The organism is Streptomyces sp. Act143, assembly GCF_003143935.1.
GTDB lineage: Bacteria > Actinomycetota > Actinomycetes > Streptomycetales > Streptomycetaceae > Streptomyces.
This window is the reverse complement of the sequence record NZ_QFRX01000001.1, coordinates 5,487,309-5,499,199: the sequence shown is the minus strand read 5'-3', so window position 1 is coordinate 5,499,199 and position 11,891 is coordinate 5,487,309. Positions and strand designations below refer to the sequence as shown.

Genomic DNA, 11,891 nt, shown 5'->3' with positions numbered 1-11,891 from the left:
CTTCTGTACGGCGCGCGGGGCACGGGCGTTCAGCACGTTCCGATCACCTCACCCCTGATCACTTCTGGAACCACCCGTCCCATTGCGGCAGTCTTTTCCCTCGTGGCGAGCCTTCCGAATCAGAGTCAGCAAGGTCAGCAGAGTCGGCAGGGCGACACGGCCGGGCACATGGTGGTGTGCGGGGACGACGGGCTCGCGCATCGGCTCGCCGCCGAGTTGCGTGGGGTGTACGGGGAACAGGTCACGCTCGTCGTACCGGCGTCCGAGCGGACGGTACGGCCGCCCGTGGTCGGGCGGGCCCGGGCCGCGTCGGCGGCGCTGCTCGACCGGGTGGTCAGCGCCGCCGCCGGGCGGACCGGCGGAAGTGAACCCGTCGGTGGCGAAAGGCTGTTGGAGGCCGCCGAGGCGACCGAGGCCGTGCTCGCCGACGCGGGTGTGGAGCGGGCCGCGGCGCTGGCGCTCGTGTACGACGACGACGAGACCAACATCCGCGCCGCGCTGACCGCCCGCCGGCTCAACCCTCGGCTGCGGCTCGTACTGCGGCTCTACAACCGGCGGTTGGGGCAGCACATCGAGGCACTCCTCGACCAGGCCGCCGCGTTGGCCTCCGGCGAGGGCAGCGGTGGCGGCGGCGAGGGTGCCGGTGGTGGCGTCGGCGGTGGGGGCTTCGATGCCTCTACGACCGTGCTGTCCGACGCCGATACCGCCGCGCCCGCGCTGGTGGCCTCCGCCGTCGCCGGTACCAGCAAGGTCGTGCAGACGGACGGGTTGTTGCTGCGGGCGGTGGAGCGGCCGCCGGGGCAGGCGGGCGGGTCCGGGCTCGCCACGCTCGCGCTGCTCTCCCCCACCGGCAACGGCACGGGTGGCGCCGACGGCGGCGGTGGGTCCGTCGGCGGGGAGCAGGGGCCCGAGTTGCTGCCGGATTCCGCGGTCGTGCGGGACTCCGGTGGGCGCGGGACCGTCGTACTGGAGCAGGTGTCGTACACCGGGCCGCCGCTGCCCGCCGGGCGGGGCGGCGGGATCGTGCCGCCGTTCTCCTCGCTGTTCTCGCGGCGGCTGCGGTGGTCGCTCGCCGGGCTCGTGGGGTGTGTGGCCGCGCTCGCCGTCGCGCTGTGGGTGGTGACGGGTGAGCATCCGCTGTTCGCCACCTACGAGACGCTCCTCGATCTCTTCGCCATCAACGATCCCGCGCTCGGGGCGCCGATCGGGCGACAGGTCCTGCAACTGCTGGCCGGACTGGTGGGGTTGTTGCTGCTGCCGGTGCTGCTGGCCGCGGTGCTGGAGGCGCTGGGGACCTTCCGGTCGGCGTCGGCGTTGCGGAAACCCCCTCGGGGGCTGGGCGGGCATGTGGTGCTCCTCGGGCTGGGGAAGATCGGTACGCGGGTGCTCACGCGGTTGCGGGAGCTGGACATTCCCGTGGTGTGCGTCGAATCGGGGGCCGAGGCGCGGGGGTTGGCCACGGCTCGGCGGTTGCGGGTGCCGGTGGTGCTCGGGGATGTGACGCAGGAGGGGGTGCTGGAGGCCGCGAAGATCCATCGGGCGCATGCGCTGCTGGCGGTGACCAGTTCCGACACGACGAATCTGGAGGCCGCGTTGTACGCGCGGTCCGTGCGGCCGGATCTGCGGGTGGTGTTGCGGCTGTACGACGACGACTTCGCCACGGCGGTGTACCGGACGCTGCGGGCCGCGTATCCGCGGGCGTCGACGCGGAGCCGGAGTGTTTCTCATCTGGCCGCGCCTGCGTTCGCCGGGGCGATGATGGGGCGGCAGATTCTGGGGGCGATTCCTGTGGAGCGGCGGGTGTTGTTGTTCGCGGCTCTGGAGGTGAATGGGCATCCGCAGTTGGAGGGGCGGACGGTCGGGGAGGCGTTTCGGGCGGGGGCGTGGCGGGTGTTGGCGTTGGACACGGCCGCGGCCGCGGCTGGGGACGGTGCCGGGGGTGGGGGTGGGGGTGCGTCTGGAGCCGGGTCTGGAGCCGGGTCCGGGGCGGGAGTTGGAGGTGGGGGTGAGCCTGCGGTGGAGGGGGCCTATGCAGAAGGGGCTGTGCCCTCGGGGCTGGTGTGGGATCTGCCCGACAACTATGTGCTGAAGGGGTCGGATCGGGTGGTGTTGGCGGCTACGCGGCGGGGGCTGGCGGAGCTGCTGGGGCGGCGGCGGGCGCGGGACGGTGCGGTGAGCTGAGGCGGGCCTTGGGGGCACCCTGCGCCGGGGCCGGGCGGGGGTGGGGTTCGCTCGCCCGCGCTTGCGGGGTGCCGCTGCGCCCACCCGTGCCGCCCCAGCGGCACGACTGCCCGCAGCTAGGACGATGGAGCAGCAGGACCACCGGCCGCGGCTAGGACGATGGAGCAGCAGGACGACCGGCCGCGGCTACGACGATGGAGCAGCAGGACGACCGGCCGCGGCTACGACGTTGGAGCAGACGGGCAGCCGTACCGGCGGTGCGGCTGCCCGTTGCGGCTCGGGTGGGGCCGGGGGTTGTTCGGGTGGGTGTTGGGCTGGGGTCAGGATTGGGCGGGGGCTGCCAAGTGGCGTTCTGCGAAGTCCAGTTCCAGCCTCACCTGCTTGATGCGTTCGTCCACGACCAGCGAACCGTGGCCCGCGTCGTAGCGGTACACCTCGTGTACCGCGCCCCTTGCCTCCAGGCGCTTCACATAGTTGTCGATCTGGCGGATCGGGCAGCGGGGGTCGTTCACGCCGGCCGAGATGTAGACCGGGGACTTCACCTGGTCGACGTAGGTGAGGGGGGACGAGGCCTCGAAGCGTTCCGGGACCTCTTCGGGGGTGCCGCCGAGGAGGGTGCGGTCCATGGCCTTCAGGGCTTCCATCTCGTCGTGGTACGCCGTGACGTAGTCGGCGACCGGGACCGCCGCGATGCCGAGGGTCCAGGCGTCGGGCTGGGTGCCGAGGCCGAGGAGGGTGAGGTAGCCGCCCCAGGAGCCGCCGGTCAGAATGAGGCGGGTGGGGTCGGCGAGGCCGGACGTCACCGCCCATTCCCGGACCGCCGCGATGTCCTCCAGCTCGATCAGGCCGACTCGGTGCTTGAGGGCGTCCGTCCAGGCGCGGCCGTAGCCGGTGGAGCCCCGGTAGTTGACGCGGACCACCGCGTAGCCGTGGTCCACCCAGGCCGCCGGGCCCGCCGCGAAGGCGTCGCTGTCGTGCCAGGTCGGGCCGCCGTGGATGTCGAAGACCGTGGGGAGCGGGCCGGTCGCGCCCGCCGGCTTCTGGACCAGGGCGTGGATACGGCCGCCGGGGCCCTCCACCCACACGTCCTCCACCGGCACCGAGCCGGGGGACTTCATGCCCGGCGGGTCCAGCACGACCGCGCCGGTCGTGGAGCGGACCGTGGAGGGCTGCGCCGCCGAGGACCAGAGGTACTCCACGCTGCCGTCGGGGCGGGCCGTCGCGCCGGAGACCGTGCCCGCCGGGGTGGGGATCTTCACCAGTTCGCGGGTCGCCGGGTCGTAGCGGAAGAGCTCGCTGCGGGCCTCGTGGCTGTGGGCGATGAGCAGGCCCGTGCCGTCCGGGTACCACTCCGCGCTCACGTCGCCCGGCAGGTCCAGCGCCAGGTCCGTCTCCTCGCCCGACGCCACGTCCCACACCAGCGGCTCCCAGCGGCCCCGGCGCTGGTGGCCGATGAGCAGGCGGGTGTCGCCGTCGACCGGCGCGAAGCCCTGGACCTCCAGGCCCAGCTCCTCGGTGCCGCCCTTGGTGTCGTCCAGTTCGGCGACCGGCGTGCCGTCCAGGCGGACCACGCGCAGCGCCGAGTGCATCGCGTCGCCGTGCTCGGTGTGTTCGAGGGCGATCAGCGAGCCGTCGTGGGAGAGGTCGCCGACGCCCGCGGACTCGCGGTGGCGGTAGATCTCCACCGGGGGCTCGCCGGTGCGCGCGACATGGATCGTCGTACCGTCCTCGTCGGTCGAGCGGCCCACCACCGCCGTGCGGCCGTCGCGGCCGAGAGCCAGGCCCGCCGGGTAGGAGGCGTCCAGACCGGGGGCGGCCGGTTCGTCCGGGCCGCCCGCGAACGGCTGGCGGCGCCAGACGCCGAACTCGTCGCCGTCCTTGTCGTCGAACCACCAGATCCACGCGCCGTCCGGGGAGAGCACGCCGTCCGTCGTGCCGTTCGGCCGGTCGGTGACCTGGCGCTGCTCGTCCGTGGCCCGGTCCCAGGCGTACAGCTCGTACGTCCCCGTCGCGTTCGACACGAACAGGGAGCGGTCCGGCGCGTCCTCCGCCCAGTCCGGCAGGGAGACCCGGGGCGCCCGGAAGCGCTTCTCCCAGTCCGGCATCGCTTCGTGCTGTTCGCTCGGAACCTCCTGAAGATCGCGCTGTTCGTTCTGCTCGGGCGCGGCGGACCCGTTGCTCTCAGTCATGGGCCCATACTGCCCGCCCGCACAGACAATTCACTGGCGTGGGTCCCACCCTGTGGACAACTTCGCGCCTGTGCACGAGCCCGTGCACAGGGCCGTGCACAGCCCGGCCGATTGTCAGTGGCCGGGTGCAGACTCGACCGCATGACCGATCTGCGCAGGACAGTCGAGACCTTCTGGGCCTCCGCGGAGGCGCGGGACTGGGACACGTTCGCGGGGACGCTCGCCGCGGACGTGGTGTACACGCTGCCGCAGACGCGGGAGCGGATCAGCGGGCGGGAGCGGTACGTGCGGTTCAACCGGGAGTATCCGGGCGACTGGCACCTGCGGATCGAGCGGATCGTCGCCGAGCCGGAGCAGGTGGTCACCTGGATCCACTTCACGGTGGGGCTGGAGGAGATGTACGGCGTCTCGTTCTTCACCGGGGACGAGAGCGGTCGGATATCCGCCGTCACCGACTTCTGGCCCGAGCCGTACGAGCCGCCGGCCGGCCGGGACCACCTCACCGAGCGGTACTGACCCCGCGGGCGGCCCCTGCCGGGCTGACCCGTACCGTTGAGGTGTGTACCGGTTTCTGCTGACGCCCCGTTGGTGGGGGATCAACGTCTTCGTGCTGCTCGCCATCCCGTTCTGCGTGTTCATGGGCTCCTGGCAGCTGAGCCGCTTCGAGGAGCGGATGCAGGACCACGACCGCGCGAGCGCCCAGGCCGCGTCGAACGAGCGGGAGGCCGCCGCGCCGCTGGCCGAGCTGCTGCCCGTGGACCAGGAGACGTCGGGGCGGCAGGCCACCGTGAGCGGGCGGTACGGCAAGCAGTTGCTGGTGCCGGGGCGGGAGCTGGACGGCGAGCGCGGGTTCTATGTGCTGACGCTGCTGCGGACCGACGGCGGCAAGGCGCTGCCGGTGGTGCGGGGCTGGCTGCCGGGGGCCGCCGATCCGGCGAAGGCACCGGCCGCGCCGACGGGCGAGGTCACCGTCACGGGTGCCTTGCAGGCGTCCGAGCAGCCCGGCGAGAACGGGGTCAGCGCGAAGGGCGGGCTGCCCGCGGGGCAGACCTCGGCGATCAGCGCGGCCTCACTGGTGAACCTGGTGCCGTACGAGCTGTACGACGCCTGGGTGACGCTGGACAAGGCGGACTCCGGGATGAAGGCCGTGCCCGCGAGCGCGCCGGCCGACAGCGGGTTGAACCTGAAGGCGTTCCAGAACCTCGGCTACACCGGTGAGTGGTTCGTCTTCGCCGGGTTCGTGGTGTTCATGTGGTTCCGGCTGCTGCGGCGCGAGGTGGAGTTCGCCCGGGACGCGGAGCTGGGCCTCCTGCCGGAACAGACCACGTCACCCACTCAGGAGACGGCCGGGACGCCGACTCAGTAGACCTCCGGCCGCCCGCTCTCGGAAGGACGGCCGGAACGCCGGGCTCAGCAATCCTCCAGTCGCCCGCTCGGGAAAACGGCCGGGATGCCAACTCAGCGATCCTCCGGGCGCCGTGTCAGAAAGCGGCCGGCGCGCCTGTTCACCAGACCACCGCGCACCCCGCCAGCGGCCCTTCGGCCGCCCCGTCAGGAGACGGCCGCCCCGCCCGTCCAGCAGGCGGCCGGCACGTGCGTGGCGTAGGCCTCCGGCCTTCGGGCGTCCGTCAGGAAGCCGTCAGCACGCCCGTCCAGTAGACCGTCCCGGCGCACGCGTTACTCACCGTCGTCGTTGCCGATGCGACGCCGCCCTCGGCGGAGTTGGTGATGGTGACGCTGCCGTCGGCCGTGCCGCCGTCCTCCCTGACGAGCTGGGTGGTGACGCCGGTGTCACCGCCGGTGGAGGTGCCCGTCGTGGTGCCGGCGTCCTCGGTCGGCGACGGGTCGGGCGTCGGATCGGGTGTCGGGTCGGGGTCGCCCGTGCCGCCACCGGAGGTGGTGGGGCAGGTCTCGGAGGGGACCCACGCGAACCGGACGTCGTAGGAGGAGCCGGGCTGGAGGACCAGGGAGGCGAGTTCCGTCGACGGGTCCGGCAAGGCGGCCGCGGCGTCGCCGACGACGTGCCGGGCCTGGCCGACCTTGGCGTAGTCCGCGGCGCCCGACACCGCGAGGCTGATCGAGCCGGGGCCCGCGATCGTGCAGGCGGCCGTGGAGGTGTTGGTGTAGCGGAAGGTGCCGTAGACCGCGCCGGAGGCGTCGGGGGCGCCGGAGCTCGCGGTGGCCGAACCGAGGTCCGTGGCCGTGCAGGCGGGGACACCGGCCGTGCTGGTGGCGGCGGGGCCGGTGGCGCCACCGGTGCCGCCGCCCTTGTCGGAGTCCTTGCTCCCCTTGTCGTCCTTGCCCTTGTCCTCGGCCTTGCCGGAGCTGCCGCCGGAGGTGGACTCGCCGCCGTCGGGGCCCTTGCCCTCGCTCGCGCCGCCCTGGGCCTGCGAGTAGTGGCCGGCGTTCAGCGGGTCGGCGTCGGAGCCGGTGGCGCCGGAGACGTGCAGCAGGGCCGGGACGGCGGTGCCGATGAAGAGCGCCGCGGCGGCCATGCCCACCAGGGCCTGCCGCTTGCGGGCCCGGCGGGCGGGCACCGCCTGCCGCAGGTGGTCGAGCGTGCCGTCGCGCGGTTCGATCTCCTGGACCGCCTGGTGCAGCATGCGTCGCAGTGCCAGCTCGTCCGAGTCGAACCCGTCTTCGGGGCTCTGGTCGTCGAGGCCGTGGTTCACAGTTCCGTTCCCAGCGTGCGATTGCTTCGGGTTGTCCTGCTCGCCCCCGCCCGGCTCGTGCCAGTCGAAGGGACGGTGCAGGTGGCGCCGCCCGTCCCGGCCTTCCTCGTGGTCCCCGCTCATGCCGGTGCCTCCATGGCGACGCGGAGCGCGGCGATGCCGCGGGAACCGTACGCCTTCACCGAGCCGAGCGAGATCCCGAGGGTCTCGGCGACCTGCGCCTCGGTCATGTCCGCGAAGTAGCGCAGGACGAGGACCTCGCGCTGGCGGCGCTGGAGTCCCTTCATCGCCTTGATGAGGGAGTCGCGCTCCAGCTGGTCGTACGCCCCCTCCTCGGCGCTCGCCATGTCCGGCATCGGCTTGGACAGCAGCTTCAGCCCGAGGATGCGGCGGCGCAGGGCCGAGCGGGAGAGGTTGACGACCGTCTGGCGCAGGTACGCGAGCGTCTTGTCGCGGTCGCGGACGCGCTTGCGCGCGGAGTGGACGCGGATGAAGGCCTCCTGGACGACGTCCTCGCAGGAGGCGGTGTCGTCGAGGAGGAGGGCGGCGAGACGGAGCAGGGAGCTGTAGTGCGCCCGGTAGGTCTCGGTGAGGTGGTCGACGGTCGTGCCGGCCGCCGTGACGTCCTCGGCGCCGTCGCGCTGGTTCGGGATGCGGGCGGGCCGCGCTGCGGGCATGGGCGCGATCACCGGCATGCCGCCGGGCGTGCCGGGCATGCGGGGTCGGAGGGCCGCGGGGCGGGGCCGAAGGGCCGCACCGCCACGTGCCGTGCTGAAGTCGAGTACCTCTGCCACGCCAGTTGGACACACTTCCCCCCGGCAGGGTTGTACGTGCCGCGTGTCACTTTTGCGTCATCCCCCGCGACCGGCCGTCTGGTGTCAGGCAGCACAACTGACCGTGCGTGAAACGCCCTCATGCCTACCCGCTCTTCCCCTATGTCCCGAATGACCGAGGTGTCCCCACACCTCGCACCGCGCCCCCACAGCCCCTCAAGGGCGTTCGCAAAGACGCTTCCCGCCCTGCGCGCGGTTGCGGAGAGCGGGAAGGAAAATCTTCGGACGACAACGACGTCCACAGCAAGTGGTCCGGACCATCGACCCGCTCACACTTGGTTCACAGATCTTACAAACCCGTCCGGATCAGGCGCCCGTGAATTCGGCCGCCACCAGCTCGGCGATCTGCGCGGTGTTCAGCGCCGCGCCCTTGCGCAGGTTGTCACCGCAGACGAAGAGTTCGAGCGCCGTCGGGTCGTCGAGCGCCCGGCGCACCCGCCCCACCCAGGTCGGGTCGGTGCCCACCACGTCCGCCGGCGTCGGGAACTCCCCCGCGGCCGGGTTGTCGAACAGCACGACGCCCGGCGCGGTGGCGAGGATCTCGCGCGCCTTGGCGACGGTGACCTCGCCCTCGAAGCGGGCGTGGACGGTCAGCGAGTGCGTGGTGACCACCGGGACACGGACGCAGGTGACGGCGACGGGCAGTTCGGGCAGGCCGAGGATCTTGCGGGACTCGTCCCGCACCTTCATCTCCTCCGACGACCAGCCGTCCTCCCGCAGCGACCCGGCCCACGGCACGACGTTCAGCGCGACCGGCTCCGGGAACGGCCCGGTGTTGTCGCCCACGGCCCGCCGCACGTCCCCGGGGTGCGTGCCCAGTTCCGTACCGGCGACCAGGGCGAGCTGCTGCCGCAGCGTCTCCACCCCGGCGCGACCGGCCCCGCTCACCGCCTGGTACGACGACACCACCAGCTCGCGCAGCCCGAACTCGGCGTGCAGCGCGCCCAGGGCGACGATCATCGACAGGGTCGTGCAGTTGGGGTTGGCGATGATGCCGCGCGGCCGGACGCGGGCGGCGTGCGGATTGACCTCGGGGACGACAAGGGGCACCTCCGGGTCCATCCGGAAGGCGCCCGAGTTGTCGACCACCACCGCGCCCTTGGCCGCGGCGACCGGCGCCCAGCGCTCGGAGACCTCGTCGGGCACGTCGAACATGGCGACGTCGACGCCGTCGAGGGCCTCCTCGGTCAGGGCCCGCACCTCGACCTGCTCCCCGCGCACGGCCAGCTTGCGGCCGGCCGAGCGCGGGGAGGCGAGCAGACGGATCTCGCCCCAGATGTCCGCGTGCTGGGACAGGATCTGGAGCATGACCGTACCGACGGCCCCGGTCGCACCCACGACCGCGAGCGTCGGTTTGGCAGTCATCGGCCGGTGCCTCCGTAGACGACGGCCTCGTCGCTGTCGGAGTCGAGCCCGAAGGCGGTGTGCACGGCGCGGACCGCCTCGTTGACGTCGTCGGCGCGGGTGACGACCGAGATACGGATCTCGGAGGTCGAGATCAGCTCGATGTTCACGCCCGCGTCGGACAGGGCGGTGAAGAAGTCGGCCGTGACACCGGGATTGGTCTTCATGCCCGCGCCGACCAGGGAGATCTTGCCGATCTGGTCGTCGTAGCGCAGGGAGTCGAAGCCGATGCCCGCCTTGTTCTTCTCCAGGGCGTCGATGGCCTTGCGGCCCTCGGACTTCGGCAGCGTGAAGGAGATGTCCGTCAGGCCGGTGGAGGCGGCGGACACGTTCTGCACGATCATGTCGATGTTGATCTCGGCGTCGGAGATCGCCCGGAAGATCGTGGCGGCCTCGCCCGGCTTGTCCGGCACGCCGACGACCGTGATCTTGGCCTCGGAGGTGTCGTGCGCGACACCGGAGATGATGGCCTGCTCCACCTTCTTGTCCCCTTGCTCGATCGGCTCGCTGCTGACCCAGGTGCCCTGCAGCCCGCTGAAGCTGGACCGGACGTGGATCGGGATGTTGTACCGCCGGGCGTACTCCACACACCGGTGGAGCAGCACCTTGGAGCCGGACGAGGCCAGCTCCAGCATGTCCTCGAAGGAGATCCAGTCGATCTTCTTCGCCTTCTTCACCACGCGCGGGTCGGCGGTGAACACGCCGTCCACGTCGGTGTAGATCTCGCACACCTCGGCGTCCAGGGCGGCGGCCAGCGCCACGGCCGTGGTGTCGGAACCGCCGCGGCCGAGCGTGGTGATGTCCTTCTTGTCCTGGCTGACGCCCTGGAAGCCCGCGACGATGGCGATGTTGCCCTTGTCGAGGGACTCCCGGATGCGGCCCGGCGTGACGTCGATGATCCGCGCTTTGTTGTGGACCGAGTCGGTGATGACACCCGCCTGGCTACCGGTGAACGACTGGGCCTCGTGGCCCAGGTTTTTGATCGCCATGGCCAGCAGGGCCATGGAGATACGCTCTCCGGCGGTCAGCAGCATGTCGAACTCACGTCCGGCAGGCATCGGGGATACCTGCTCGGCGAGATCGATCAGCTCGTCCGTCGTGTCGCCCATCGCGGAAACGACGACGACCACCTGGTGGCCGTTCTTCTTCGCTTCCACGATCCGCTTGGCGACGCGCTTGATGCCCTCGGCATCGGCTACGGAGGAGCCTCCGTACTTCTGCACGACAAGGCCCACGTGCGCTCCTCGCTCAGTCAGTCACTATCCGCACATACGCATATGTACTGCGGTCGGCTCAGTCTATCGAGCGTCCGAAATCGACCTTCGGGAAACCACATGGTGAGACCGGACGCCCAGCACGGTCCCTGCCCCCGCTCACACCGGACCACTCCGCAAAGTGGCCCAGGTCACCCGTCACCGGCTGTCTTTAAACTTCAAGCATTAGGGTGCGGCTGTGCGCGTACTGCTGGTGGAAGACGATGAGCCGGTCGCCGAGTCGCTCCGACCACGTGTCCAAGCCGTTCGGGGTGCGGGAGATCATCGCGCGGACAGGGGCGGTGATGCGCCGCGCCCGGCCGAGGAGGGACGCCGCGTCGCCGGTCGGTCCCGACCGCTACGGCATGGAGTCAGCACCTGGTTGCTCGAGGCGCCCGTGGGGCAGTGAAGGAGACCGCACCATGACAGGCGGATGGCAGGGCGACGTGCTGCTGGGGGGCATCGTCCTGCTCGGCTCCTCCGTCCAGTGGCTGACCGGCATGGGCTTCGCCCTGGTCGCCGTACCCGCCCTGATCCTGCTGCTCGGGCCGGCGCAGGGGGTGGTGCTGGCCAACTGCGCCTCGGGGGCCATCTGTGCCGTGGGGCTGGTGGGCGGATGGCGGCGGGTGCGGCCCGCGGCGATGGTGCCGTTGTGCGTGGCGGCGGCCTGCACGGTGCCCGCGGGGGCCTGGATGACACGCCAACTCCCGGAGCCTGTGCTGCTGTTGGTCATGGGAGGGCTGGTGACCGTCGCCGTACTGCTGGTCATGCGCGGCGCCCGCCTCCCCGCCCTGCGCGGCAGGAAAGGGGCTGTGGCCGCCGGGGCGGTCGGCGGGTTCATGAACTCGGCGGCGGGGGTGGGTGGACCGCCGATATCCCTGTACGCCCTCAACGCGGGGTGGACGGTACGGGAGTTCGTGCCCAACGCGATGTTCTACGGCGTGGTCGTCAACGCCTTCTCCGTGGCGGCGAACGGGATGCCGGAGCTGCGCGCGCCCCAGTGGGTCTCCGTGGTCGCGGCCATGGTGGCGGGCGGGATCATCGGCAGGGGGCTCGCCTCCCGCATCCCCGAACACCGAGCCCGCCTGCTGGTCCTGCTGCTCGCGCTGACGGGCGGGGTGACGGCGTTGGCCAAGGGCCTGTGGGGGCTGGGGATGTGATCAGTCCGCGAACTCCTCGAGGGGCTCTGTTTCGAGGGTGATGTTCACCGGGTCGGGGAGCTGGACGGCGGCGCCGAAAGGGAGCTTCTCCTCGTGGCGGTAGCGGGCCAGGTGATCTCGACCGCCATGAGCACCTCCTCGGCCTCGGACCACCCTCCATGCCCCTTGAGGCTTCGCCTGGGCACCAGAATGGCGTCCG

At 71.8% G+C, this 11,891-nt stretch carries 10 protein-coding genes; 4 read left to right on the top strand and 6 right to left on the bottom strand.

Annotated features, from left to right (window positions below):
- Positions 1-168: 168 nt before the first annotated feature.
- Positions 169-2,181 (top strand): NAD-binding protein, encoded by a 2,013-nt coding sequence (locus DI272_RS24975; RefSeq protein WP_109501019.1) that lies wholly within the window; start codon positions 169-171, stop codon positions 2,179-2,181.
- A 320-nt stretch (positions 2,182-2,501) separates the two neighbouring features.
- Here DI272_RS24975 and DI272_RS24970 read toward each other — a convergent pair whose 3' ends face one another.
- Positions 2,502-4,370 (bottom strand): prolyl oligopeptidase family serine peptidase, encoded by a 1,869-nt coding sequence (locus DI272_RS24970; RefSeq protein ID WP_109497509.1) that lies wholly within the window; start codon positions 4,368-4,370, stop codon positions 2,502-2,504.
- A 141-nt stretch (positions 4,371-4,511) separates the two neighbouring features.
- Here DI272_RS24970 and DI272_RS24965 point away from each other — a divergent pair, with 141 nt between their 5' ends.
- Both DI272_RS24965 and DI272_RS24960 read left to right on the top strand, forming a co-directional pair.
- Positions 4,512-4,886: a nuclear transport factor 2 family protein gene (locus DI272_RS24965; RefSeq protein ID WP_109497508.1), complete on the top strand. Its 375-nt coding sequence runs from the start codon at positions 4,512-4,514 to the stop codon at positions 4,884-4,886.
- Between the two features lie 43 nt (positions 4,887-4,929).
- On the top strand, positions 4,930-5,736 hold the full coding sequence (locus DI272_RS24960; protein WP_109497507.1) for an SURF1 family protein: 807 nt from the start codon (positions 4,930-4,932) through the stop codon (positions 5,734-5,736).
- A 262-nt stretch (positions 5,737-5,998) separates the two neighbouring features.
- Here DI272_RS24960 and DI272_RS24955 read toward each other — a convergent pair whose 3' ends face one another.
- The 4 genes from DI272_RS24955 to DI272_RS24940 form a co-directional block, all read right to left on the bottom strand.
- Complete coding sequence (locus DI272_RS24955; RefSeq protein WP_109501018.1) at positions 5,999-7,042, bottom strand: hypothetical protein; 1,044 nt, start codon at positions 7,040-7,042, stop codon at positions 5,999-6,001.
- 119 nt (positions 7,043-7,161) lie between these two features.
- Complete coding sequence (locus DI272_RS24950) at positions 7,162-7,737, bottom strand: SigE family RNA polymerase sigma factor (RefSeq protein WP_079309383.1); 576 nt, start codon at positions 7,735-7,737, stop codon at positions 7,162-7,164.
- 444 nt (positions 7,738-8,181) lie between these two features.
- Positions 8,182-9,240, bottom strand: coding sequence for an aspartate-semialdehyde dehydrogenase (locus tag DI272_RS24945; RefSeq protein WP_109497506.1), 1,059 nt, complete (start codon positions 9,238-9,240; stop codon positions 8,182-8,184).
- Positions 9,237-10,514: an aspartate kinase gene (locus DI272_RS24940; protein WP_109497505.1), complete on the bottom strand. Its 1,278-nt coding sequence runs from the start codon at positions 10,512-10,514 to the stop codon at positions 9,237-9,239. The genes DI272_RS24945 and DI272_RS24940 overlap by 4 nt, the downstream gene beginning before the upstream one ends.
- Positions 10,515-10,954: 440 nt before the next feature.
- On the opposite strand from DI272_RS24940, the gene DI272_RS24935 reads away from it, so the two are divergent.
- Positions 10,955-11,692: a sulfite exporter TauE/SafE family protein gene (locus DI272_RS24935; RefSeq protein ID WP_109497504.1), complete on the top strand. Its 738-nt coding sequence runs from the start codon at positions 10,955-10,957 to the stop codon at positions 11,690-11,692.
- Here the strand turns inward: DI272_RS24935 and DI272_RS45505 are convergent, their stop codons facing one another.
- Entirely contained in the window at positions 11,693-11,845 is a 153-nt protein-coding gene (locus DI272_RS45505) for a hypothetical protein (protein ID WP_258314663.1), read from the bottom strand.
- Positions 11,846-11,891: the final 46 nt, after the last annotated feature.